The following is a 25,072-nucleotide window of genomic DNA, read 5'->3' on the forward strand; positions in this document are numbered from 1 at the left end:
TACTTGGCCAGACCTTCACGCTCGGCGTCGGTCAGGTTCTTGGCGACCGGACCACCGAGGGTGCCGTCCTCCTGAATGAGGATGTAGGCCAGGCCCTTGGCGCCGCGCTGCTTGGCCCACTCCTGCCATGAGTCGAGCTGACGCCGAGGCTGCTACGCACAGCCCGGCATTAAGACCGCGCCGACGTACGGCGCCTGGAACACGCGGAACGGCGTGTCCTTGAAGTACTCCGCCATCTCGGTGATCTCGATACCGAAGCGCAGGTCCGGCTTGTCCGAGCCGTAGCGGCGCATGGCCTCGGCGTAGGTCATGTGCGGGATCGGCGTGGTGATCTCGTGGCCGATGAGCTTCCACAGCGCGACCAGGATGTCCTCGGCCAGGAGGATGACATCCTCCTGGGTCACGAAGCTCATCTCGATATCGAGCTGGGTGAACTCGGGCTGCCGGTCGGCGCGGAAGTCCTCATCGCGGTAGCAGCGCGCGATCTGGTAGTACCGCTCGATGCCCGCGACCATGAGCAGCTGCTTGAACAGCTGCGGGGACTGCGGCAGCGCGTAGAACTTGCCGGGCTGCAGACGTGCGGGCACCAGGAAGTCGCGCGCGCCCTCCGGGGTGGACCGGGTCATGGTCGGGGTCTCGACCTCGACGAACGCGTGATTGCCGAGCACCTCGCGGGCGGCGGCACTGACCTTGGACCGCAGCCGCAGCGCATGCGCCGGGCCTTCGCGGCGCAGGTCCAGGTAGCGGTACTTGAGGCGGGCCTCTTCGCCGGGCTCGTCATCGAGCTGGAACGGCAGCGGCGCGGCCTCGTTGAGCACCTCGAGTTCAGCGACGTTCACCTCGATGGCGCCGGTCGGCAGATTCGGGTTCTCGCTGCCGGCCGGTCGATTCTCGACCACACCGGTGACCTTCACGCAGAACTCGTTGCGCAGCTTATGGGCCTGTTCAGCAGGAACGCCCTCACGGAAGACGGCCTGCGACACGCCCGAAGCATCACGCAGATCGATGAAGATCACGCCACCGTGGTCTCGCCGTCGGGCCACCCATCCGGTGAGGGTGACAGTCTGACCGGCGTGCTCGCTTCGCAGCGAACCAGCCAAGTGGGTGCGCAGCACTGGATTCCTTTCGACGGGCTCGAAGCACCGGCGGGGTGGGCCGGGTGCGCTCCCATCGTAGTGAGACACGTATTCCTAGAGGAAACCGATATCCGTGCGGCCGTGCCAAGCTATTGCTCATGACCTTCAACGAGGGCCTGCAGATCGACCCGAACCGGGTCTCGGGCGGCAGCGGCGGACCGGGTATGGGTGGCGGACTGGCCCTCGGCGGTGGTGCATTGGGAATCGTGGTGCTGATCGCCACACTGCTGCTCGGCGGCGACCCGGGCAGCGTGCTCGGGCAATTCACCGGAGCCCAGAGTCAATCGCAGGGCGCGGCGCAGACGCCCGACCACTGCAAGACCGGCGCGGACGCGAACAAGTACGCCGACTGCCGCGTGATCGCCACGGTCCAGAGCCTGGACGCGGTGTGGGGCACCGAACTGCCCAAGCAGACCAATAGGCAATACACCGAACCCAAGGTGCGACTCTTCTCCGGCGCGGTGAACACCGGCTGCGGGCAGGCGTCCTCGGCGGTCGGCCCGTTCTACTGCCCCGCCGACCAGACCGCCTACTTCGATGTCAGCTTCTTCCAGGAGCTGAAGGATCGCTTCGGCGCGAGCGGCGGCCCGCTGGCGCAGGAGTACGTGGTGGCGCACGAGTTCGGGCACCACATCCAGAACCTGCTCGGCGATATCGGCCGCGCCCAGCGTGATCCGCGGGGCCCGGAGTCCGGTGCCGTCCGCACCGAACTGCAGGCCGACTGCTACGCGGGCGTCTGGGCGTACTACGCCGATAAACTCCCCGCGCCCGGCGGCAGCCAGCCGTTCCTGAAGCCGTTGACAGACGCCGATATTCGGGACGGCCTGTCCGCCGCTTCCGCTGTCGGTGACGACCGCATCCAGAAGGCGTCGACCGGCAAAGTGAACCCCGAGGCATGGACCCACGGCTCCTCCGACGAGCGGCAGAAGTGGTTCCTCTCCGGCTACAAGACCGGACAGGTCAAAATGTGCGACACCTACTCGGCCCGCGACCTCGGCAACCCGCCCGGCCTCCGCTGACCGAATCCCCCACCATCCCAGCATGACCCCCGCCATTCCGGCATAACCCTCCGCCATCTCAGCATGCCCCCTGTCATCCCGGCATGCTTTGGGCCGGGATCCACACCCGAAGCACCCCAACGGGTTTCGATAGCTCACTGCCGTAACACGCAGACAAGCACCGCTCTTGGCAAGCTGTCGATGACTCGCACCCGCTCGCGGGGCAGAATCATCGGCGGCGGGTGTTCGCCCGCGCGGAAGTTCGGAGGGGCATCGATGCGGAAACTCAGCGCACCAGGCGGATTCGAGCAGAACGCGTTCGGCATACGGCGGCGCGGAACCCTTGTCGCCCTGGCAGCAGCCGTAATGCTCACCGGCACCATCGGTTTAGCCCAGGCCGACGATCCGGCCCCGGTTCCACCCGCCGCCCCCGCCGGTGTCGCGCCATCCGCACCGGCGAGCACCGTGCCGCCTGCCGAACCTGCTCCGGCAGTGCCCGTTTCGCCTGCGCCGTCCACCACGCCCGGGAACCCGCAACGGCCTTGGTCCATAGTCTTCCTACTGACCTCCATGCCGAACAGCTGGGAGAACATCGGTAATCCGCATCCGGCGTTGGAGATCCGGGCAGATGGACGAGCGACCGAGCGACGGGATGGCCAGGAGATCTACGGCACTGTGGCGGCGGAGGTCACGGCGACAGCCGCGACCGAGGTTCGGTCGCTGGCGCTCGCGGATATGGGCACGGCGACTCTGACCGATCAGGGCGCGGCGATCATCGATTTCATGCCGGCGCCTCCTGATCAGGATGTGCATCTGGTCGTGTACAGCCCGGGGGCCGCCGACGGGCTCACCGACGATCAGAAGGCGTCCCGCCGGCGCTTCACCGATGTGTTTCAGCGCCTGCTGAACGCCTTCGTCGCCTCGTGATCGGGGCGGACCCGATACGAAAGGTCAGCCGACCGTCCAGGTTTCGCGGCCGCTGAGCAGCTGCTGCAGCGAATTCTCGTGCACCGGTTTGTGTTCCACCGCGGTCGCGATCTGGGCGCGGACGCCGTCGTCGTAGGTGGATCGAGTCACGCTGCGGAAGACACCTGTCACCACGTGTGACAGATCCTGATCCGAGAGCCGCGAGAGTGCGTAGGCGTATTCGGGATTGTCGGTGTAGGCATCGTGCACCACGATATCGGCCTCGGCGACGGCCTCGGTGGGCGCGACGCGCAGCCCGAACCCATTGCGCACGACCGCGAATTCGCTCTCGGCCCCGAAGCGGATGGGCTCACCGTGCCGCAACCGGATGAGATGCGATTCGGCATTGTCGCGGCGGAGGGCATCGAAGGAGCCGTCATTGAAGATCGGGCAGTCCTGCAGGATCTCCACGAAAGACGTCCCGCGATGCGCGGCGGCGGCGCGCAGCACCTCGTTGAGTCCGGCACGGTCGGAGTCCAGAGCCCGTGCGGCGAAGGTGGCTTCGGCGCCGAGCGCGATCGACAGCGTGTTGAACGGGTGATCCACCGAGCCCATCGGGGTGGACTTGGTGACCTTGCCGGTCTCGGAGGTCGGCGAGTACTGCCCCTTGGTGAGGCCGTAGATCCGGTTGTTGAACAACAGGATGGTCATATTCACATTGCGCCGCAGTGCGTGAATGAGGTGATTGCCGCCGATGGACAGCGCATCACCGTCACCGGTCACCACCCACACCGACAGGTCCGGCCGGGTCACGGCCAGTCCGGTGGCAATGGCGGGCGCACGACCGTGGATCGAGTGAATCCCGTACGCCTCCAGGTAATACGGGAACCGGCTGGAGCAGCCGATGCCGGAGACGAACATCAAATTTTCGCGCTTGAGCCCCAGATCGGCGAGGAATCCGCGCACCGTGGCGAGGATGACGTAGTCACCACACCCGGGGCACCAGCGCACCTCCTGATCGGTGGTGTACTCCTTGGCCTTCTGCGGCCCGTCGGCGCGGGGTACTCCCGAGAGCCCGGTGAGCCCGAGATCGGTTCCGACAAGCGGGTTTTCGAGGATGGTCATCAGTTACCCCCTGCAGTGCGGTAGGTGGCCCGCGCTCGAGCGGTGAAGGCCTTGGCCTGCTCCATCTCCGCGATGGAACCGTCCAGTGCCGCGTCGATGACGCCGACGAGTTCCTGGGCCGAGAAGGCGAGTCCGGCGATCTTGGTCCACGGCTGCACATCCACCAGGTAGCGGGCGCGCAGCAGCATGGCCAGCTGACCGCCGTTCATCTCCGGTGCGACCACGGTGCGATAGCGTTTCAGCACGTCACCGAGGTTGGCGGGGAACGGATTCAGATGCCGCAGATGCGCCTGCGCCACCGGTACGCCGCGGCGGCGGGCCCGCCGGCACGCCTCGCCGATCGGCCCGTAGGAGCTGCCCCAGCCCAGCAGCAGCAGTTCGGCCTTGCCGTTCGGATCGTCGACCTCGAGGTCGGGCACGGTAATGCCGTCGATCTTGGCCTGCCGCAGCCGGACCATGAGTTCGTGATTGGCTGGTTCATAGGAGATATTGCCACTGCCGTCGGCCTTTTCGAGCCCGCCGATGCGATGTGCGCGACCGACCGTGCCCGGCACCGCGAGCGGCCGGGCCAGGGTCTCCGGATCGCGTGCGTAGGGCTCGAACGAATCGTCTTCCGCACCAGCGGGTTCGAAGCCGGGATCAATGGGCGGCAGGTCGGACACCTGCGGAATCGACCAGGGCTCGGACCCATTGGCGATGGCGCCGTCGGAGAGCACCAGCACCGGGGTGCGGTAGGTGAGCGCGATACGCGCCGCCTCGACCGTGGTGTCGAAACAGTCCGCGGGCGAGCGCGGGGCCAGCACGGCCACCGGCGATTCGCCATTGCGCCCGAACAGCGCCTGCAGCAGATCGGCCTGTTCCGTTTTGGTCGGCAGGCCGGTCGAGGGCCCGCCGCGCTGCACATCGATGATCAGCAGCGGCAATTCGGTCATGACCGCGAGCCCGATGGTCTCGCTCTTGAGTGCGAGCCCGGGCCCGGAGGTGCTGGTGACGCCGAGCGCCCCGCCGAGCGAGGCGCCCAGTGCCGCACCGATTCCGGCGATCTCGTCCTCGGCCTGGAAGGTGGTGACGCCGAAGTTCTTGTGCTTGCTCAGTTCGTGCAGGATGTCCGAGGCCGGGGTGATCGGGTAGGTGCCCAGGAAGACCGGCATTCCGGCGAGTTGCCCGGCGGTGACGAGGCCGTAGGCGAGCGCGGTATTGCCGGTGATCTGCCGGTAGGTGCCCGCGGGCAGCGTCGCGGGCGCAATCTCGTAGGTGGTGGCGAAGGACTCGGTGGTCTCGCCATAATTCCAGCCTGCCCGGAATGCGAGGATATTCGCTTCGGCAACATCCGGTGTGGACGCGAATTTCTCCCGCATGAACGTTTCGGTGCCGCCCAGCGGCCGCCCGTACATCCATGACAGCAATCCCAGCGCGAACATATTCTTCGCGCGCTGCCCATCCTTTTTGCCCACACCGGTCGGTTCGGTCGCGGCGAGGGTCAGCGACGTCATGGGCACGCGATGCACCACAAAATCGGTCAAAGTGTCATCGGCGAGCGGATCGCCGGCGTACCCGACCTTGGCGAGATTGCGTTTGGTGAATTCGTCGGTATTGAGGATCAGGGTGGCGCCGCGCGCCAGATCCTCCAGATTCGCCTTGAGCGCTGCCGGATTCATCGCCACCAGCACATCGGGCTGGTCACCGGCGGTGAGGATATCGTAGTCGGCGATCTGGATCTGGAACGAGGACACACCCGGCAGGGTGCCCTGAGGCGCACGGATCTCGGCGGGAAAGTTGGGCTGGGTGGCGAGGTCATTACCGAATGCGGCCGCCTCATGAGTGAATCGGTCGCCGGTGAGTTGCATACCGTCACCGGAGTCACCCGCGAAGCGAATTACAACCTTTTCCAATTTCTCTGCGGCGCCACCGTTTCCGGATGTCGCCACCGATTCATCACGCTGCGAAACCATGCGCCTGCATCACTTCCTCGTCCCGTGAGAGGTACCAACGCCAAAGTACTCCGCTCTATTCGCGGCACGCCCGCGAAGTGAGCAGTGAGATATGCGGAGATTGCAGAGATTCAGAGCGGCGCAGCGGGCGTCAGGCGAACAGTGCCAGCTGCGGGTCGGGCGTCTGCGACAGCGCGGCGGGCACCTCGGGCTCAGCCTGCTGTTCGCGATTCAAACCATGTTTTTCCAGTAGCGGATCGATCCGGCCGCGTAGCCACGCAGAGTATTCCGGAGTCACCGAGGTTCCGCGACCATACAGCGTCCGGTAGCGCCGCAGCAGCGCCGGGTGTTGTTCGGCAAGCCAGGTCAGGAACCAGCCGCGGGTGCTGCCGCGCAGGTGCATCGGGAAGGCGATGGCACTCGCCGCGCCGGCGTCGGCAATGGCCTGGAAGATCTCTTCGAGATGGGCGCGACTGTCGGTGAGGTACGGAATGATCGGTGCCACCATGACATTCACGGCGAATCCGGCATCGGTGAACGCGCGCACCAACTCCAGCCGCGCCCGCGGCGACGGCGTGCCGGGCTCGAGACTGCGATGCAGCTCCGGATCCATAATGGCAATGGAGACAGCAAGATGCACCGGCACCTGCCGTGCTGCCTGAGTCAGCAGCGGCAGATCCCGGCGCATGAGAGTGCCTTTGGTGAGAATGGAGAACCCGGTGCCCGATTCGGTGAGCGCGCCGATGATGCCCGGCATGAGCCGGTAGCGACCCTCGGCACGCTGATACGGGTCCGTATTCGTGCCCAGCGCAACGGGTTCCCGATGCCAGGAGCGTTTGTGCACCTCGCGGCGCAGCACCGCGGCGACATTGGTCTTGACCACGATCTGATTGTCGAAGTCGTCGCCGGCATCCAGATCCAGATACTCGTGCGTGCCGCGCGCGAAGCAGTAGCGGCACGCGTGCGAGCATCCGCGCATGGGGTTGATGGTCCAGCCGAACGGCAGGGCGCCCCCGTCGGGCACCTTGTTCAGAGCGCTCTTGCAGAGCACCTCGTGGAACGTGATGCCCTCGAACTCCGGAGTCTGTACGCTCCGTACGAATCCCGCGCGTTCGAGTCCGGGCAGCGCGCCGTCATCGGCATCGAGGGTCTGGCTTTGCCACCGCACCACCCAAGTCGAACACTTGTTCTAGCAGGTGTCAAGCGATCTTCTGCGTGTCGAGCTTGATGCTCTGCCCGTTGTAGAAGGCGATCAGATCGCGCACGCTCTCCTCGGTGGGCCGCGGCCGGTAGCCGAGTTCGGCCGTCGCCTTGTCGTGCTCGACGATCGGAGCGGCCAGCAGCGCGCCCATGGAGGCCTTCGAGATGCGATCGCTGCCGAACGCCTTCGCGACCGGTTCCATGACCGGCATGAGCGAGTTGATGAATTTGGCCGGAATGGCGAAGGCGGGCTTCATCCGCCCGTTGATCTCGGCCGCCAGCCGGGTGGCCTGGAGCATATTCGTGAAGTGACCGCCGAGCAGGTAGTTCTCGCCGGTCTTGCCGCGCTCGCCGGCCAGGATCAGGCCATTGGCGACATCGCGCACGTCGACGAGGTCGAAGCCACCGCTGATCATGACGGGCACCCGGCCGCGCGCGGCGTCCCACAGGGTCACGTTGATGCGGGAGCCGGTGTTGTCCACCGGTCCGTACACACCGGTCGGATTGCAGACGACCGCGTCCAGGCCCTTGTCGATGACCTTGCGCAGCTCAATCTCGCCCTGCCACTTGGACCGGTCGTAGACGGGCAGCTCGGGATCGATGGAGCGCGGCGCCCGCTCGTTGATGCGACCGCCGCACGTGTACTGGTTGAACGCGTGAATCGAGCTGGTGTGCACCATGCGGCGCGCACCGACTTCGAGCGCGGCCTCGGCGACGGTGCGCACGCCCTCGGTATTGATCCGCCACGCCACATCATTCTTGTGCGCGAGGGTGATGAGTGCGACCAGGTGGTACACGACCTCCGCGCCCTCGAGCGTGCTGCGCATCGAGGCGGGATCGAGCACATCGCCACTGACCCAGGTGACACCGGGAGTATCCCCGGTGGGCCGGACGCGATCGATGGCAGTCACCTCGTGACCGCGATCCGTAAGCTGGCGAAGCAAATTGGTGCCAAGGAACCCGGCAGCGCCGGTGACTGCGACCTTCATGAGTTGAAGAATATAGAACTTGTTCTAATTTGCAAGAACGGCCGTACCGCGCTGCGGGAGCGCCCCCACCTGCGGCGTGGGGGCATACGGCACGCCGAGGTGGACTTTGAGTGCGTTATATTCGCAACCGCATGTTCACGACGATTGGGGGGCACTGATGGCCGATCTGTCGGTCGATACCGATGCGGTACGCACCTTCGCCGCGACACAGGACGGCGTGGCCGGTGATATCGCCGCTACCGGAGGAATGGACACGGTATCCCACGTCGCCGCCATGACGCCCGTCTTCGGGCTCATCGGGGCGGACTTCCTGGCCAGTTTCGCGGTCGCCGAACTATTGCACGACAAGGACATCAACGCGCTCTCGGCGCGCTTCTCCCACCTCGGGCAGGCCGCCTTCGGGTCGGCCGGCACCTATGAGTCCACCGACAGTTCCTTCGCGGACGGGCTGGGCACGGTCGCCGGTCAGATCGGCGGCCAGGCATGAGGCCGCTCGATTCCGGTGTGATCGGCGCCCCGGCGCATCCGGTCGCCGCCGGTCTGGACGCAGTACGCACCACCCCGTCCGGCACCTTGCTCGATCTGCCCCTCGGCCAGCTTCCGGCCGATATTCCGGGGTTCGAGCCGCCGGAATTCGCCTTGTCCCGCAAGGAATTCGAGCAGGAGGGCACGCCGCTGTCCGGCGGCTTGCCGGGCGGTGCGCATGGTGGCGACACCCATGCGGCCTCGGTACTCGACGGCGCGCTCTCCCCCGCCCTCGATTCCGCGCACGGCGTGCTGTCGGGCGCGCAGAACACGCTTGCCAATGCCCAGGGTGTGCTCGGCAATGCCCAGGCCGCGCTGAGCAGTGTGCCCGCCGCGTTGAATGCCGCGCAGGCCGCGTTCTCCCAGGCCGCGATCGATCCGGTATTGCCGCCGCTGTCCGCGGATCCGGTCGGCGATCTCATGAAGGGGTTGTCGGTCCCGGCCGTTCCGGGTCTCGACGCGCTGTTCAAGCCATTCCTGGATCTGATCAACAGCTTCGGCACCGGTGTGCTGGGCTCCCTGAACCCGGCCTCGCTGCTGAGTCAGGGCTCGAAATTCATCGAGAGCGCGGTTCAGGTCGGCAGCGGCGCGCTCAAGACGGTCGAGCAGCTCTGGCAGGGCCAGGCCTCGGGCACCGCGCAGTCGGCGGGCCAGCAGGCGCAGAACCACGGCCAGGAGACCAGCCAGCGCGGTTTCGATATGTCGGCGCTCACCGAGCAGGCCGCGGCGGTGGTGCAGCGCGGCAATATCCAGCTCACCGCCATCGCCCAGTCCTTCGCCGCGCAGGCGACGGCGCTCGCCCCGGTGGCCCTGACTCCCCCGGGTCAGACCGCGCTGATTGCCGCGGCCACCGAGCACCTCGGCTCCGCGATCACGGTCGTGAATGTCACCCACGGCGAATTGTCCGGCTACACAGCCCAACTCAACGGCATCATCGGCCAGCTGGCCGGTCAGAGCGGTGCACCGAACCCCGCCGACGTCGCACAGTCGCTCGCACAGAATGTCGGCCAGCCGATCCTGGACCAGGCCAAGTCACTCCTCGAAGGCGTGGCGAACCCGTCGGCCACCGACCCCGCCAAGCTCGATCCCGCCTCCGACCTCGACACCACGGCCGCCGGTCTCGGTGAAGGCGGCGGTGGCGGCGCAGGCGCGGGTGGTGGCGGAGGAGGCGGTGGCGGCCTGGGTGGTGGCATCCCGTCCGTCCCCGGCGGTCCGGGTTCCTCGATCCCCGGCGGCCGAATTGCCGCCCAGGCCAACCCCTTCGGCTCCGGCATCCCCGGTATGGCGGGAGCCGGCGGCCCCGGTAGCCCCGGCTTCATGGGCTCCCCCGGCGGAGGCGGCGCGAAGGGCGGAGGCGGCGATCAGCAACACTCCCGCACCGTCCAGCCCTACCAAAACGTCTCCGGCGAAAGCGAACTCACCAGCAACCTGGGCGCTTCGACCCCCGGCGTCATCGGCCGACCCGAGGATGCGGTCGCGGCCGACTACGACAGCGACGAAGCCTGAACCGATCTTCGGTTGACATGACGCCCAGCTCGGAATTCCCACCCGAACAGCGCGGCGCCTACGAGCGAGAGAGCCATCGGGCCTGGACCGGCCCCGGACAAGGTGATGCCGCGGTCTCGGAGTAGCTGCTCCGAGACCGCGGCATCGTGGGGATCGAGGCTGATTCGCAGTACACCCCGCGGGCTCCGACCACCGTTTGCGGGCCGGGACGTACCCGGCGACCGTGGATCAGACTGCCGTCGGACGGACCTGCGCGTCAATTCCGCCGTCGATGACGAACTGCGCGCCGTGGATGAAACCGGCGTCTGCGCCGAGCAGATACTGGATCAGCGAGGCGATTTCCTGCGGAGTTCCGTTGCGGCCGATGGGGGCTACGAAGTTGCGGATGGCATCGCCGTAGCGGGGGTCGTCGAGGCCGGCCTGCAGCAGCGGGGTGTTTACGCTGCCGGGAGCGACGGTGTTGAGGCGGACGCGGGCGGCGCCCCATTCGACGGCACGCTGGCGGACGGCGACGGTGACGGCGTTCTTGGAGGACGCGTAGGCGTACTGGCCCGCGAAATCGCCTGCCTGAGCGAAGGCTTCGGCCTCGGTGCCCTTGTTGATCGGGTTCTCGGCCCACGGGATGTGCGTGGAGGCGACGGACGAAACCACCACGGCCGCAGGCGATTCACCCTTCTGCAGCGCCGGGAACAGCGCGTCGAGGAAGGCGATGGTGGCGCGGTAGTTGATCTCGACCACGAAGTTCGGATCGGGTACCTGGGGGCCGACGCCGGCGCAGAGCACCAGCCCGTCCAGCACGCCGCCGGAGCGCTGCAGCACCGCGTCGACGGCGGCCGCGCGGGCCGCCGGATCGGTGAGGTCGGCGGTGACGTCGGCATTGCGCAGGTCGATGCCGATGATGTCGTGTCCCGCCGCGGCGAGCGCGGCGGCGGTGGCCGCTCCGATGCCCGAGCCGGATCCGGTGATGGCAATGGTCATGACAGCGATTAGAACAAGGTCCAGATTGCCGGGGCAACCCTTTGGGCGAGCGATCTCAGCTACCGAGACCCCATAGGCCCGGTCAGCGGGCACCGCGCTACAACAGATCCTGCACCTCAGCGACTTCGAGACTGATACGACGGTTTCGCTCGGATCCATCGCCAATGCGCCCGTCCCGGGCTAACATCACGACAAGAACTAGAATCTGTTCTAGTTTTGGCAAACTTGCTCACCGTCGAGAGGACGACCCGATGCGCTACACCTACGCGGAGGCGATGACCAACCCGGATTACTACATCCCCTTGGCCCAAGCGGCCGAGGCGGCCGGGTTCCACAGCATCACCATCGCGGACAGCATCGCCTATCCCGCGGAGTCGGACTCGAAGTATCCGTACACCCCCGACGGGAACCGCGAGTTCCTGGAGGGCAAGCCCTTCATCGAGACCTTCGTGCTGTCGGCGGCCATTGCGGCGGCCACCACGACGCTGCGACTGACCCCGTTCGTGCTGAAGCTGCCGATCCGCCCGCCGGTGCTGGTCGCCAAGCAGGCCAGTTCGCTTGCGCGCCTGAGCAATAACCGTTTCGCGCTGGGCGTGGGCATCAGCCCGTGGCCGGAGGACTTCGACATCATGGGCGTGCCGTTCGAGCGCCGTGGCAAGCGCCTGGACGAGTGCATCGAGATCGTGAAGGGCCTGTCCACCGGCGAGTACTTCGAGTACCACGGCGAGTTCTACGACATCCAGAAGATCAAGATGACCCCCGCGCCCACCAAGCCGCTGCCGATCCTGGTGGGTGGGCACAGTGACGCGGCCCTGCGCCGCGCGGTCCGGCTGACCGACGGCTGGATGCACGCCGGCGGCAATGCCGAGGATCTCGACAAGTACCTGGCGCGCATCAACGAATTGCGCAGTGAGCGTGACAATCCCGGCGAATTCGAGATCCACGCCGTCTCCTACGACGCCTACACCCCGGACGGGGTCAAGCGCGTCGAGGAGAAGGGCATCACCGATGTGATCGTGGGCTTCCGCAACTCCTATGCCAAGGAGCACGATACGGAGACCCTCGAAGACAAGATCAAGAAGATCAACTGGTACGGCGAGAACGTCATCGCCAAGGTCAGCTGACCGCTCTTTCGGAAGACCCGCCTCAGGAACGTTTGGCGAAGCCGAGCTCGATGACCGCATCGCGCTCGGCCGCCAGCTCGTCGACACTGAGATCGATTCGGGTACGCGAGAATTCGTCGATCTCCAGCCCCTGCACGATGCTGTACTGCCCGTCGGCACAGGTGACCGGGAACGAACTGATGAGCCCCTCCGGAACACCGTAGGACCCGTCCGACGGCACCGCCATCGAGACCCATTCGCCCGGCGTCGTACCCAGCGCCCAGTCGTGAATGTGGTCGATGGCGGCACTGGCCGCACTCGCCGCCGAGGAGGCTCCGCGCGCCTTGATGATCGCGGTGCCGCGCTGCTGCACGGTGGGAATGAAATCGCTCTCCACCCACGGCTGATCATCGATCAGCTCGAGCGCGGCGCGACCGTCCACGGTGGCGTAGCTCAGGTCCGGATACTGGGTCGCCGAGTGATTGCCCCAGATGGCGACCCGCTGGATATCGGCCGCTGCCGCACCGGTTCGCTTGGCCACCTGCGCAATCGCGCGATTGTGGTCCAGCCGGGTGAGCGCGGTGAACCGCGCGGCGGGCACATCGGGCGCATTGTTCATGGCGATGAAGGCATTGGTATTGGCCGGGTTCCCGACCACCAGCACCTTGATATCCGCGGCGGCATTGGCATTGATGGCCGCGCCCTGATCGGTGAAGATCGGGCCGTTGGCGGCCAGCAGATCGGAGCGCTCCATATTCGCGGTGCGCGGCCGGGCACCGACCAGCAGCGCGATATTCGCACCCTCGAATCCGACCCACGGATCATCGGAGATATCGATGCCGGACAGCAGCGGGAAGGCCCCGTCCTCGAGCTCCATGGCCACACCCTCGAGCGAGGACACCGCCGCGGGAATCTCGAGCAGTCGCAAACGCACCGGGGTCTCGGGACCGAGCAGCGCGCCGGAAGCGATGCGGAACAGCAGCCCGTAGGCGATCTGTCCGGCGGCGCCGGTCACGGTGACGGTCACAGGTGTCGCCCGGGCGGCAGTGCTCACGACAAACTCCTCGCGGTAGTCGGAATAACCACTTCGACCCTAACCGCGCTCACACCCGCCGGTACCTGCCGGTGCGGCCCTTCGTGAGGAAGTAGACACTCCGGCCGGAAACAGTCGCACCGGACGGCACCGCGCCCCGGAGCACTCGCTGCGCATTCGGGCGACGCTCGCCGTATGCTGCGCGAAAGGCGGGCCGGGTGTCCCGATGTGCCTGCGAGTCACGAGGATTGGGGACATCGATGTCACCGGATTACCACCGGCCGGACGATTTGTGGACACAGAACACCGAGGTATTCGAGGTCATCTCGGATGACTACGAGCCGGTCCAGCCCGCGCCAAGCTCCGGTTTCGGTTCCTCGCGGGCGAGCCGATACACGATCATTGGACTGATAGCCGCACTCGCCTGCGGAGTTCTTGTTCTCGGAGCAGTGCTCCTGCATCAGCAGTTCGCACCGAACAACTCCGGTGCGTCGGCCGCGCCGGCCCGCGCCACCACGGTGCCGGTCGCCCCGACGACAGTGGCTCGAACGACCACGGTGGCGCCGACGACCACCGACGATCCGACCACCACTTCCCCCGCCACCACCACGACGACCCCGACGACGACGAGCGTCGCGGATGTCGCCGTTCATCAGCAGTGCACGACGCCCGGGCAAACCATTACGAAGGACACCGGGGTCATTTTGACCTGCGATACCGCCGGGGACGGTGGTTATGTGTGGCTCCAGGAGAGCACTGCTGTTGTCGGATCGCTGTGCAATACCAACGAAGCGGGGACGTTCCGGGCCGCGAGCGACGGCTCCACGCTGCTGTGCGCCCCCGGTGGTGACGGGCGGCTCTACCAGTGGAGACGCCCGGGCGCCTTGCCCGCCGTCAGCCCTGCGCCCGGGGCGAAATGTAATTCTCAGCGGGACCACTACGCCAGGTCAGCCAGCGGTTCGGCCATATGGTGCCAGCCGGACGGCCACAATTCCACCGGCACTGCCGGGACGTGGCAGCCGGTGTCGTGACCGGGCCCACCGGTCCGCTCTCGGGGACTAGCGGGCCAGCTGGGCGATATCGGCGGCGGTGAGCACCACTGCGGACACCTCGTCGCGATCGCGGACCATGCGCACCGCCCGATAGAGCGGCCGTTCCTCGGCGACGGCGTCGCGGGCTTCGGCGCGGGACTGCAGCACCAGAATTTCCGAGACCGCCAGTGCGGCGGCCAGTGGACAGTTGGCGAGTGCGTCGGCGAGCTTGCGCAGCCCGAGAATGTGCAGTTCCCGGCCGTCGCCGGAATCGGTGTACATGGCCAGCGGCACAATGCGGATGTCACGATCGGCCGTGGCGCGCAATACGATTCGGCTGAGCCGGCCCGGGCGCACGAGTATCTCGACTCCGACGGCGTCGGCCAGATCCAGCCGCCGCTCCCCCATCCAGGTACGGGCACGAATCACCGTGCCGGACAGCCTGATTCGTCGCCTTTGCACCGTTATGGCATACAGCGCGGTCGGCGCGCCCAGCACCACGCCGGTGGCGACGGCCACCGGCCAGGTCACCATCAGCGCCAGCAGCAACCCCACCCCGACCCCGATCCCGATGGCCGCCAGGGCAAGTCGCCGCAACGAGGGCGCCAGCAATTCCGGCGCGATGAGATCGAGCCCGACTTCTACGTCGGGCCCAGTGTTCGATTGTTCAGTCACGGTTGCGCATTCGTCCGGCGGGATGGTGCGCCGGACGCCCCTACGACCCCGCTTCCGCGCACCGCCCGGACGCTACCAGTCCTGTCACTGTTCGAAGTCCGGTTCAGTGCTGACGTGCGGATTCTGTTGCAGCTGAACGGGGCTGTGAATCGTCGGCGTGTCTCGAACTAGGTTCACCAGATGCTGCAACGAGCGACCGAGCCGATCCAGTCGGGTCACAACCACGGTGTCGCTCTCGCGCAGGAGTTGCATCACCAAGTCGAACTTCGGGCGCGAGGACTTGGCGCCGCTGGCAATGTCGAGATGGATGTCGGGCTCGGCCACCCCCGCGGCGCACAGCGCGTCGGTTTGGTGGTCCGGATTCTGGTCGGGCGTGGAGACCCGGCCGTAGCCGATCAATATGCGTCGAAAACTACTTGACAGCAGGGTTTTCCGTCATAGATTTCCGACACGGCATACCGACACAATTCCCGTGGATTGCGGGGTGTGTCGAGTTTGTCGACGGACGATCGTTTGCCGACAATGTCTGGCATCGACCTCATGCGCACGGGACGGGGCAGGCTTCGCTCGTGAGGGAAGGTTGCAGCGATGCCTCGTTCTCAGAGATCAGAGATGGCACTCAACGGCCTGGTCGATATCGAGGGTGAGCTGGAGAGCGTCCAGGACGCTGGCGGGGGAGATTTGGTTGTCCGCCTCTCCGCGCAGGACCGCAAACACGTGATCGATCATGGCGCTGTACTGGTCCGCGGGGGCCAGGGTGAGTTCGTGCGCGCCGTCGGGGGTGTAGGCGGTGAGGGTGCCGGTGGGTTTGCCGTCGTAGCCCATGGTCGAGGTCGATTCGAGCACGCCGCCGGTGAATGTGGCGGTGTAGCCGCCGCGCGCGCCCCAGGGCATGGGCATGAGTGAGGAGACCGTGTCTCGGACGAACGCGTTCTCGTAGGTGAGTGTGGCTTCGATGCAGGCGCTGTCGTCGTCGCGGGCGACGGTCGCGACCGTGATGTCGCGAGGCAGTCCCAGGGTTCGGGCGACGATATCCATGTCGCTGTGCATCGCCTCCAGCGGCAGAGTGGCCAAACCCAGTGTGGCGCCGGGCCATAGCAGGGCCGTGCGGTTCCACAGGGTGAGTTGCTCGAGTGTGCCGTAAGTGCCTGCGCGCACTGATTCGACCAGTGCTTGATTGGCGGGGATGAAGCGTTCGAACATGTCCACGAACACGTGGCGGTCGCTGCGGTCGGCAGCCTCGGCGACCCGCCGCGCGTCGGCCATGGTGCCGGCCAGCGGTAGCTCGACCAGTGCGTGTTTGCCCGCGTCCAGGGCGCGCAGCACGTACTCAGCGTGCAGGGCGACCGGCAGGCAGATATCGACCAGATCGAACGAAGGATCCTCGAAGGCGGCGTTCATATCGGTGGAATGGTGAAAGCCGAATTGGGCTGCTGCGGTGGCGGTCTTGTCCGGGTCGCGCCCGAACATCACCACCTCGACGTCCTCACGCGCGGTGTAGACCGCGGCGTGGGCTTGCCCGAATCCGGTGCCGAGCAAAGCGATTTTCATGGTGTGCTCCTTCATCTTCGGAATGGTTTCCGGCGCTGCGCCGCAGTCTCGGTCGGCGGTAGTGGTCAGTTGCCAACGTCGCTGCGTACGACGAATCGCAGACCCTGCGGGTCCCGCACGCGCGCGCTGGCCGTGCCGTCGTTCGGGGTGCTCGCGTCGGATTCGACAGTGCCGCCGAGGGTTTCGGCGACAGCGGCCAGGGCGGTCGCGTTCTCGGTCAAGAAGAGGGGGATCAGATAGTCCAGGGTGCCGCCGCTGTGGTCGTACAGGGTGCCCGAGGGCCAGTCGGTGCCGGTGCAGATGAGCTGGCGGCCTGGACCGGCGTCGGCGAATGTCCAGCCGAACGCCCGGGAGTAGAACTCGCGGGTGGTTCCCGGATCGGTGGTGGCCAGTTCGAATCCGCCCATCCAGCCCGGTTGTGGCTGGAACATCGATTCGGTGATGGCCTGCTCGCCGTGTTCCATTCGCTCGGAGAAGCGTTCGGATTCCGAGCGCGAGAACAGCGAGAAGGGGTTGCCGAGCGGATCGGTGAGTACTGCGAACCAGGTGACGTCGGAGACCTGCGTCGCCCGAACCTGCACGGTAGCGCCGAGTTTGCTCAACCGGTCGACGTCGGCGCGGACATCGGCCGACAGGATCGAGAGGCGGGATCCTGTCGGGGTGCCGGCGGCTTCCTGGATCGCGCCCATCGGGAACGGTGCGCCGGGGGCGATGATGCGGATGTAGCGGCGGCCATCGATGGAGGAGTCGGGGTCGAGTTCGTAGGTCCAGTTCAGCAGCTCGGTGTAGAACTTCTGCACGGGAGTTGCTGCGTCGGTGGCGATTTCGAACCAGACGACCTGTCCGGGATTCATGAAGCTCACGATCGTTCTCCTTGTCGTTGTGTGTTGATGCCCTCACGGTAGGGACCCGATAGGTCGGTGAATGTCGTATTGCGAGTGGGTAGTGGAACTGCCGTTACGAGGTGGCGTAGTGGCCGACCGTCGCGCTGGCCGCGCGCGCCGCGCCGTCGTTGAAGCCGATGACGTATCCGTCGATATCGCTGATGTAGAACTCGCGCACGCCGTTGAGATCGGTCACCACGTCCTTGACGACGGTGGCGTGCTCACGCACCCGCGCGTAGGTGGCGTCGAAGTCCTGGACTTCGAGATAGAACATGCCGCTGAATCCGCCTGGCAACGAGGCCAGTGTGGGCAGCCAGGTGTCGAGGTGTGCGCGGCTGAACAGCATCGCGCACAGGCTGCCCTGGTAAACGAGCATGTGCAGGTCGTCGTCGGGCCCGGCGGTCTGGCTGTCGACGGTGAAGCCGAGTCGTTCGAAGAAGTTCTTACTGGCGGCGGTGTCGGCGACGCCGAGGCAAGGAATGAACGGCATGACTCTCTCCTTCGGGAAGGGATGAGCGCGTAGCTGCATCCAAGGATGCTAAGTACATTTGTACCCAACCAACCGGCTTGATTGCTGCAAGTGTGCCGAAGCTCGCACAAGGTACATCTGTACTCTGTGGGAGCTCGACCGAATACGCCTGTGAGGAGACCCGAGTAGTGGTCGAAGAGCCCGACAAGAGCACCCGTCAGATCCGCCGACGCCGGTTCGACCCGGACCGTCGTGCCCGCATCGCCGAGGCCGCGCTCGAGGTGATCGGTGAACGCGGGATCGAAGGGCTCACCCATCGCGCGGTCGCGCAAGCCGCCCAGGTGCCGGTCGCGGGCACGACCTATCACTATCGCGATAAGGAGGAGTTGCTCGCGGCGGCACTGGAATTGGCTGTGCAACGCTATGAGGCGGTGATGTCCGAGATCCCGCGCATCCGTGCCCGGGACCGGATCCAGGACATCGTCGATCTGACCGCAGACGCGTTGACCGCGTGCTTCACTACCGAGAGGGCAGTGACCACGGTCCAGTTGGAGTTGTATGTGGCCGCCATCCGCCGACCCGCGCTACGGCCGATCGCGGACCGCTTCACCGCGGCCACCCGGGCCATGTTCGGGCACTACACCGATGCGGAGACTGCCGAGTTGCTGACCGATGCCGCGCAGGGCATCACGCTGCGCGGCATCGCTACGGATTCGCCGCCGAGTCGGGACCGCATCAGATCGTCGCTCCTGCGCTGCGTGCGGGCCTAGCTCGCCCGTTCGGCGGCGGGGACGTCCGGGCGAGGTCGCGGCGTAGGTATTCCGCCGTGCACGAGTCCGTGGATGTCAGCAGTTCGGCGGGAGTTCCCTCGAAAACGATCCGGCCACCGTGCCTGCCGCCGCCGGGGCCGAGATCGACGATGTGATCGGCGTGCTCGATGACGTCGAGATCGTGCTCGATGACCAGGACGGTATTGCCGGCATCGACGATGCGGTCCACCAGCGCCAGCAGCGTGTCGATATCGGACATGTGCAAGCCGGTCGTGGGCTCATCGAGGATGTAGATGCCACCGGACTTGCCGAGTTCCCCGGCGAGTTTGAGGCGTTGGCGCTCGCCGCCGGACAGACTCGACAGCGGCTGGCCCAGGGCGAGGTAACCCAGTCCCACCTCGACCAGGGAGCCGATCTTGCGGCGGATCGCGGTGTCGGTGAAGAATTCGCCCGCCTCCTCCGCTGTCAACGCCATGACCTGCACGATGTTCTTGCCGTTCAGGGTGTGGGTCAGCACGTCCGGGTCGTAGCGGGTGCCACCACAGCGTTCGCACACCGTGGTGACCGGATCCATGTATGCCATGTCCGCGGTGATCTCGCCGCGCCCGCCGCAGTCGCGGCAGGCCCCGGTGCTGTTGAACGAGAACAGCCCGGGCGCGACACCATTGGCGGTCGCGAATGCCGCGCGAATGCCGTCCATCGCACCCAGGTGACTGATCGGAGTCGAGCGCGAGGAAGACCCCAGCCCCGCCTGATCGACGATGATCGCCTCGGGATGTTCGGCGGCGAACACCCGCGACACCAGCGTCGATTTACCTGATCCGGCCACTCCGGTGAACACGGTGAGTACCCCGGTCGGGATGTCGACGGCGACATCGCGCAGATTGTGCAGATCGGCGTGCTCGAGTCGTAGATGACCTGTGGGAGTACGGAATTCGGATTTGAGGGTGTGACGGGCGCGCAGCGCCTGCCCGGTCGGAGTGCCGGCGGACAGCAGTTCCGCGTAGGTGCCTTCGAATATGACCTGCCCGCCGTGGATGCCCGGTCCCGGTCCCATGTCGATGACGTGATCGGCGACCGCGATGACGTCACGATCGTGTTCGACCACCAGCACCGTGTTGCCGTGATCACACAATTGTGCGAGCAGCTCGTTCATCCGACTCACATCGCGTGGATGAAGTCCGACGCTGGGTTCGTCGAAGATGTAGGTCATCCCCGTCAGCGAAGAGCCCAGGAACCGCACCATTTTCAGTCGCTGGGACTCCCCTCCGGACAGCGTCGGGGTTTCGCGTCCCAGGTTCAGATAACCCAGGCCGATGTCATCGAGACGTTGCAAACCTGCGATCGCCTGCTCTGCGAGCGGCGTACCCAGCGGATGGTCGATCTCACCGAGCACCTTGATCAACTCGACCACCTCCATCGCCGAGTACTCGGCGATGGTGTGACCATTGACCTTCGTACGCAACGCTTCCTGATTCAACCGCGCGCCCCGACACAGCGGACACACCCCATCGGCGGTGAACCTTCGCACGGCCTGGCGCGTCTTGGCGGACAGCTTGGACAGGTCACGGTTGAGGTAGAGGCGGTTGAACTTGGCAATCACACCCTCGAAGGCGACCTCCGCCACGCCCATCGTCGAGCCCAGGGGCACCTTGACCACACGATCGGGGCCCTCGAGCAGATCGTGCCATTCGGTTTTCGTGTACCGGGCCAGCGGTTTGGCAGGGTCGAACAAGCCGGACTTCGCGAACATCTGCCACTGCACGGAACCGACGGTGAACTGCGGGAACAGCAACGCTCCCTGATCGAGCGATTTGCCGGTGTCGATCATCGCCTCGACATCGAGGGTCACCGTGCGCCCCAGACCATCACAGCGCGGACACGCACCCTCGGGCGTATTGAAGGAGTACATCGTGGCCATCCCGGCCGACGGGGTGCCCGCGCGCGAGAACAGCAGCCGGATGATCGAGTAGATATCGGTGGCGGTGCCCACGGTGGAGCGAGCGTTGCCACCAATCGGCTTTTGATCCACCACTACCGCCGTGGTCACGCCCTCCACTCGGTCGACATCGGGTTTCTCGTAGCGCGGCAACCGATTCCGTACGAACGTCGGAAAAGTTTCGTTGAGCTGGCGCGCAGATTCCACCGCGATCGTGGAGAACACCACCGACGACTTACCCGACCCGGAAACACCGGTGAACACCGTGATCGCGTTCTTCGGGATCCGCAACGACACCTCGCGCAGGTTGTGTTCGCGGGCACCGGTCAGGATGATCTCGCGCGTCGGATCACCCGGCACCGAGGACGCGCGGGCTGTTTTCGCACTGGTTGTCATGCGTTCTCTCCTTCGATCCGTCGACACCGGCCCTCGGCTGCCGACATCGACGCTAATGTCCTAATAGGTCGCTGAATGTCCTATTAGGACGGAAGGATGTCTGAGGTGCGTGATCCTTCAGCCAGGTTGCTGCAGTTGCTGTCATTGCTCCAGTCCCCACGCGAGTGGACCGGCATCGAGCTGGCCGAACGATTGCTCGTGACCCCTCGCACGATTCGCCGCGACGTCGAACGACTGCGCGAGCTCGGCTACCCGGTCCACGCCACCCAGGGCAACACCGGCGGATACCGCCTCACCGCAGGCAATGCGATGCCGCCCCTGGTGCTCGATGACGAGGAAGCGGTCGCGATCGCCGTCGGACTTCGTGCGGCGACTACCAGCGCAGTGGCCGGTATCGACGACGCGGCCGTTCGGGCATTGGCCAAACTCGACCAGGTATTGCCCAGCCGCCTGCGACATCGGGTATCGGGCCTGACCGAAGCCCTCGTCCTCCCGGTCGAGGTGCACACCCCCGACACCGACCCCGAGGTCCTGGTCACGATCGCCGCGGCGGCCGCCGTCCACGAACGCGTGCGATTCGCCTACGCCAAACCCGGCGCGGATCCCGCAAAGCGATTCGCCGAAGCACATCATCTCGTCGCCGCTGGACCGCGCTGGTACCTGATCGCCTACGACCTCGACCGCACCAACTGGCGCACCTTCCGACTCGACCGAATCAGCAGCGTCCACCGCACCGGGGTACGGGGCGACACACGGGCACTACCCGACGCGGTCGACCCTGTCACCTGGTTGACCCAATCCCTACGCCACGGCCGCGGTATGTGAACACCCGCCCCTGATCAATCGGTCACCGATACCCACCACTGAAGAGCACTCCGAACATCGCTGAAGTCAGCTCCGAACATCGACAAGTCCGGCCCCCCACCGCGCCCGGAATCGGCAACGCATCACCCGGCTACCACACCTTCTCGCCCGCCGATTACAGAATCGGCTGTTATTGCCTGCGCGGCAACACAAATCGTGCGCGGCTGCGGTTCCCACACACCGCGCGGGGCCCTCGCCGCCGCGGGCCGATGCAAGCGAGCAGGCCGGCGCTGGGCACAAGCCCGCGGCCCGGGACAGCGAACGCTGTCCCGGGCCGCGGTATGTGTCAATCCTTTTCGGTTGCCAGGGCGGCGGTTACCTGAGCGACTGCCTCGCTGAGGGGGATCTGGCGCTGTTCGCCGTTGCTCAGATCCTTCAGGCCGATTTCGCCTTCGGTGACCTCACGGTCGCCGAGCACCAATGCGAAACGCGCACCGGACTTGTCGGCGGCCTTCATGGCCGACTTCATACCGCGCCCGCCGTAGGCGAGATCGGTGCGAATACCGGCGGCACGCAGTTGCGCGGCGAGCGCGACCAGGTGCTGCTTGGCGACATCGCCGAGCGGCACGCCGAACACGTCGATGCGCGAACCGTCGGTCGCGGACTTGCCTTCGGCCTCGAGGGCGAGCACGGTGCGGTCCACGCCGATGCCGAAGCCGATGCCGGACAACGGCTGCCCGCCGAGCTCGGACATTAGCCCGTCGTAGCGGCCGCCGCCGCCGATGCCGGACTGTGCACCCAGACCGTCGTGCACGAATTCGAAGGTCGTCTTCGTGTAGTAGTCCAGGCCGCGCACCATGCGCGGGTTCACCACGTACGGCACGCCGAGCGCGTCGAGGTAGCCGAGCACCAGTTCGAAGTGCGCCTTGGCCGATTCGGACAGGTGATCGATCATGAGCGGCGCGCCGGCCGTCATTTCCTTGACCTCGGGCCGCTTGTCGTCGAGCACGCGCAGCGGGTTGATCTCGGCGCGGCGGCGAGTCTCCTCATCGAGCGGCAGCTTGAAGAGGAACTCCTGCAACAGTTCCCGGTACTGCGGGCGGCAGGTCTCGTCGCCCAGCGAGGTGAGCTCCAGCCGGAAACCGTCCAGGCCCAGCGAGCGGAACCCGGTATCGGCAATGGCGATGACCTCGGCGTCCAGCGCCGGATCATCCACGCCGATGGCTTCCACGCCGACCTGCTGCAGCTGCCGGTACCGGCCCTTCTGCGGCCGTTCGTAGCGGAAGAACGGGCCCGCGTAGGCGAGCTTGACCGGCAGCGCCCCACGGTCGAGACCGTGCTGGATGACCGCGCGCATCACTCCTGCGGTGCCTTCGGGCCGCAGTGTGAAGCTCTCGCCATTGCGGTCGGCGAAGGTCCACATCTCCTTGCTGACCACGTCGGTCGACTCGCCGACACCGCGCGCGAAGAGGGCGGTTTCCTCGAAGATCGGCAGCTCGATGTGCCCGTACCCGGCCAGTCGTGCGGTATGAATCAGCCCGTCGCGCACGGCGACGAACTCCGCTGAGGTGGGCGGCAGGTAATCGGGGACCCCCTTCGGGGCACGGAAGCTGCTGGTCTCGGTCACGAGGTTCAGTTTTCCCCATCGTGCTCTTACAAGTCCAACCGGTTAGTGTGCACCGGTTATAAGGGGACGTCTCAGGAAGTGATGGCACACTCTTATGCCGGAAGCAACCGATACGGAGGGACTAGCTAGTGCCGAGCAATGAACAGCGACGCGCTGCAGCGAAACGGAAGCTGGAGCGTCAGGTCGCAAACCGGACCCAGCGGGCGCGCAAGCGCAAGCAACTGACCATCGCCGCCTCAGCGCTGGGCGTCGTGGTCGCGGTCGCGGCAGGTGTCGGCATCTACTTCCTGACGCGGGGTGATGACAGCACCAGCACCACCGCCGCCTCCGAAACCCCGGACGCCTCGCTGGCTTCCGCGGCGCCGCCCGCGGCGAAGGCCAAGCCCGCGACGGTGACGTGCGATTACCGCGTGGCGCAACAGCAGCCGTCGGATCGTCAGGCAACCAAGCCCGCTACCGACAATATCTCCACCGCCGGTAGCCCGAAGGCCAGCCTGCAGACCAGCCAGGGCCCGATCGACATCGCCCTGAACCCGGGCGAATCCCCTTGCACCGTCAACTCTTTCGAGAGTCTGGCCAAGCAGAAGTTCTTCGACAACACCAGCTGCCACCGGATGACCACAGGTAAGGGCCTGCAGGTGCTGCAGTGCGGCGATCCGACCGCCAGCGGTAAGGGCGGCCCGGGCTACGCATTCGACAACGAGTACCCGACCGATCAGTACGACCCGAACGATCAGGCCGCTCAGACGCCGGTGAACTACAAGCGCGGCGTGATCGCCATGGCCAACGCGGGACCGGACCAGACCGGCCACGGCACCAATGGCAGCCAGTTCTTCCTGGTCTACGGCGACTCGCAGCTGCCGCCGCAGTACACCATCTTCGGCACCATCGACGATGCCGGACTGGCCACGCTCGACAAGGTCGCCAAGGCCGGTGTCACCGGCGGCGGCCAGGACGGCAAGCCCGCCACCGACGTAACCATCCAGTCGGTCCGAATCGACTGACCAACACGACATTTCGGGCCCGGCATCGCGATGATGCCGGGCCCGTTCAGTTTCCGGCGAAACGCCCTAGATTCGGCCACCGAACCTTCTGTGTAAGGCTTTCCTAACCAAAGAAAATCCTGAGTTTCCCGCACGCTGCCGGAATTGTGCGATATATGCTGTATCGCGACGCGCGCGTGCGGCGGTATCTGAGTTTTCGCTGGTAATCTCGTAGAACGGAGTACGAAGCGGCGTAGTAAAGCCCACCGGGACACCCCCATCGGGCCGAGCCCCCAGCGCCTCTCCCACTCCCGGTGTCACGTTTGCAGGCGGGACTCAGCTATCCGAATCACCGTTCGTGTGGCGAGGTTCGTGACGAAGCACCACAATCATCCATAGTGATCACTGCAGCATCGGGGAGCAGGCAATGGCCGAGGAACTCGACGACATCGGCCGCGAAACCGCGGCGATGATGAGGCAAATGTTGCAGCTCGCGACACTTGTCGCGCTGCG

At 66.0% G+C, this 25,072-nt stretch carries 22 protein-coding genes and 1 pseudogene; 9 read left to right on the forward strand and 14 right to left on the reverse strand.

Annotated elements, in window-relative coordinates; all coding sequences use genetic code 11:
- Positions 1 to 1,115: pseudogene (gene aspS, locus JWN03_RS09280) on the reverse strand (aspartate--tRNA ligase); the annotation flags it as partial.
- A 119-nt stretch (positions 1,116 to 1,234) separates the two neighbouring features.
- Here aspS and ypfJ point away from each other — a divergent pair.
- Together ypfJ and JWN03_RS09290 are read left to right on the forward strand one after the other, a co-directional pair.
- Positions 1,235 to 2,155, forward strand: coding sequence for a KPN_02809 family neutral zinc metallopeptidase (gene ypfJ / locus JWN03_RS09285; protein ID WP_297612649.1), 921 nt, complete (start codon positions 1,235 to 1,237; stop codon positions 2,153 to 2,155).
- 255 nt (positions 2,156 to 2,410) lie between these two features.
- Positions 2,411 to 3,061 carry a hypothetical protein gene (locus JWN03_RS09290; RefSeq protein ID WP_297612652.1) on the forward strand — a complete coding sequence of 217 codons (651 nt, stop codon included), beginning with the start codon at positions 2,411 to 2,413 and terminating at the stop codon, positions 3,059 to 3,061.
- A 24-nt stretch (positions 3,062 to 3,085) separates the two neighbouring features.
- On the opposite strand, the gene JWN03_RS09295 is transcribed toward JWN03_RS09290, so the two are convergent.
- From JWN03_RS09295 to JWN03_RS09310, 4 genes are all read right to left on the reverse strand, one after another.
- Entirely contained in the window at positions 3,086 to 4,165 is a 1,080-nt protein-coding gene (locus JWN03_RS09295; RefSeq protein WP_297612655.1) for a 2-oxoacid:ferredoxin oxidoreductase subunit beta, read from the reverse strand.
- Positions 4,165 to 6,117 carry a 2-oxoacid:acceptor oxidoreductase subunit alpha gene (locus JWN03_RS09300; protein WP_297612658.1) on the reverse strand — a complete coding sequence of 651 codons (1,953 nt, stop codon included), beginning with the start codon at positions 6,115 to 6,117 and terminating at the stop codon, positions 4,165 to 4,167. Before JWN03_RS09300 ends, JWN03_RS09295 begins: the two co-directional genes overlap by 1 nt.
- 130 nt (positions 6,118 to 6,247) lie before the next feature.
- Positions 6,248 to 7,264 (reverse strand): Rv2578c family radical SAM protein, encoded by a 1,017-nt coding sequence (locus tag JWN03_RS09305; RefSeq protein ID WP_297612661.1) that lies wholly within the window; start codon positions 7,262 to 7,264, stop codon positions 6,248 to 6,250.
- A 31-nt stretch (positions 7,265 to 7,295) separates the two neighbouring features.
- Positions 7,296 to 8,285 carry an NAD-dependent epimerase/dehydratase family protein gene (locus JWN03_RS09310; RefSeq protein ID WP_297612664.1) on the reverse strand — a complete coding sequence of 330 codons (990 nt, stop codon included), beginning with the start codon at positions 8,283 to 8,285 and terminating at the stop codon, positions 7,296 to 7,298.
- Positions 8,286 to 8,442: 157 nt separating this feature from the next.
- On the opposite strand from JWN03_RS09310, the gene JWN03_RS09315 reads away from it, so the two are divergent.
- Entirely contained in the window at positions 8,443 to 8,772 is a 330-nt protein-coding gene (locus JWN03_RS09315; RefSeq protein WP_297612667.1) for a type VII secretion target, read from the forward strand.
- Entirely contained in the window at positions 8,769 to 10,316 is a 1,548-nt protein-coding gene (locus JWN03_RS09320) for a hypothetical protein (RefSeq protein ID WP_297612670.1), read from the forward strand. The genes JWN03_RS09315 and JWN03_RS09320 overlap by 4 nt, the downstream gene beginning before the upstream one ends.
- Positions 10,317 to 10,544: 228 nt before the next feature.
- Here JWN03_RS09320 and JWN03_RS09325 read toward each other — a convergent pair whose 3' ends face one another.
- Entirely contained in the window at positions 10,545 to 11,294 is a 750-nt protein-coding gene (locus tag JWN03_RS09325) for an SDR family oxidoreductase (RefSeq protein WP_297612673.1), read from the reverse strand.
- 251 nt (positions 11,295 to 11,545) lie between these two features.
- Between JWN03_RS09325 and JWN03_RS09330 the strand changes: the two genes are divergently transcribed.
- A complete protein-coding gene (locus tag JWN03_RS09330; RefSeq protein ID WP_297612676.1) occupies positions 11,546 to 12,418 on the forward strand; it encodes a TIGR03619 family F420-dependent LLM class oxidoreductase in 873 nt (290 codons plus the stop codon).
- Between the two features lie 22 nt (positions 12,419 to 12,440).
- On the opposite strand, the gene JWN03_RS09335 is transcribed toward JWN03_RS09330, so the two are convergent.
- Positions 12,441 to 13,451 (reverse strand): malate dehydrogenase, encoded by a 1,011-nt coding sequence (locus JWN03_RS09335; RefSeq protein ID WP_297612679.1) that lies wholly within the window; start codon positions 13,449 to 13,451, stop codon positions 12,441 to 12,443.
- Between the two features lie 239 nt (positions 13,452 to 13,690).
- Here JWN03_RS09335 and JWN03_RS09340 point away from each other — a divergent pair, with 239 nt between their 5' ends.
- Positions 13,691 to 14,461, forward strand: coding sequence for a hypothetical protein (locus JWN03_RS09340; RefSeq protein ID WP_297612682.1), 771 nt, complete (start codon positions 13,691 to 13,693; stop codon positions 14,459 to 14,461).
- Positions 14,462 to 14,488: 27 nt separating this feature from the next.
- On the opposite strand, the gene JWN03_RS09345 is transcribed toward JWN03_RS09340, so the two are convergent.
- The 5 genes from JWN03_RS09345 to JWN03_RS09365 form a co-directional block, all read right to left on the reverse strand.
- Positions 14,489 to 15,136, reverse strand: a complete 648-nt coding sequence (locus JWN03_RS09345) for a hypothetical protein (protein ID WP_297612685.1) — start codon at positions 15,134 to 15,136, stop codon at positions 14,489 to 14,491.
- An 84-nt stretch (positions 15,137 to 15,220) separates the two neighbouring features.
- Complete coding sequence (locus JWN03_RS09350; protein ID WP_297612687.1) at positions 15,221 to 15,535, reverse strand: recombinase family protein; 315 nt, start codon at positions 15,533 to 15,535, stop codon at positions 15,221 to 15,223.
- 207 nt (positions 15,536 to 15,742) lie between these two features.
- Positions 15,743 to 16,687, reverse strand: a complete 945-nt coding sequence (locus JWN03_RS09355) for a Gfo/Idh/MocA family protein (RefSeq protein WP_297612690.1) — start codon at positions 16,685 to 16,687, stop codon at positions 15,743 to 15,745.
- Between the two features lie 65 nt (positions 16,688 to 16,752).
- The gene (locus JWN03_RS09360; protein ID WP_297612709.1) at positions 16,753 to 17,541 is read right to left on the reverse strand and encodes a VOC family protein; all 789 of its coding nucleotides are present in this window, start codon (positions 17,539 to 17,541) and stop codon (positions 16,753 to 16,755) included.
- Between the two features lie 103 nt (positions 17,542 to 17,644).
- Entirely contained in the window at positions 17,645 to 18,061 is a 417-nt protein-coding gene (locus tag JWN03_RS09365; protein ID WP_297612692.1) for a VOC family protein, read from the reverse strand.
- 167 nt (positions 18,062 to 18,228) lie between these two features.
- Between JWN03_RS09365 and JWN03_RS09370 the strand changes: the two genes are divergently transcribed.
- Complete coding sequence (locus JWN03_RS09370) at positions 18,229 to 18,810, forward strand: TetR/AcrR family transcriptional regulator (RefSeq protein ID WP_297612695.1); 582 nt, start codon at positions 18,229 to 18,231, stop codon at positions 18,808 to 18,810.
- Here the strand turns inward: JWN03_RS09370 and JWN03_RS09375 are convergent.
- The gene (locus JWN03_RS09375; protein ID WP_297612698.1) at positions 18,776 to 21,145 is read right to left on the reverse strand and encodes an excinuclease ABC subunit UvrA; all 2,370 of its coding nucleotides are present in this window, start codon (positions 21,143 to 21,145) and stop codon (positions 18,776 to 18,778) included. The genes JWN03_RS09370 and JWN03_RS09375 overlap by 35 nt on opposite strands.
- A 105-nt stretch (positions 21,146 to 21,250) precedes the next feature.
- On the opposite strand from JWN03_RS09375, the gene JWN03_RS09380 reads away from it, so the two are divergent.
- A complete protein-coding gene (locus JWN03_RS09380; protein ID WP_297612701.1) occupies positions 21,251 to 21,970 on the forward strand; it encodes a helix-turn-helix transcriptional regulator in 720 nt (239 codons plus the stop codon).
- Between the two features lie 325 nt (positions 21,971 to 22,295).
- On the opposite strand, the gene hisS is transcribed toward JWN03_RS09380, so the two are convergent.
- Positions 22,296 to 23,576, reverse strand: a complete 1,281-nt coding sequence (hisS, locus tag JWN03_RS09385) for a histidine--tRNA ligase (protein WP_297612704.1) — start codon at positions 23,574 to 23,576, stop codon at positions 22,296 to 22,298.
- A 128-nt stretch (positions 23,577 to 23,704) separates the two neighbouring features.
- Here hisS and JWN03_RS09390 point away from each other — a divergent pair, with 128 nt between their 5' ends.
- Complete coding sequence (locus JWN03_RS09390) at positions 23,705 to 24,580, forward strand: peptidylprolyl isomerase (RefSeq protein ID WP_297612707.1); 876 nt, start codon at positions 23,705 to 23,707, stop codon at positions 24,578 to 24,580.
- The last annotated feature ends 492 nt before the right edge of the window (positions 24,581 to 25,072 follow it).

The organism is Nocardia sp., assembly GCF_025465275.1.
Classification (GTDB): domain Bacteria; phylum Actinomycetota; class Actinomycetes; order Mycobacteriales; family Mycobacteriaceae; genus Nocardia.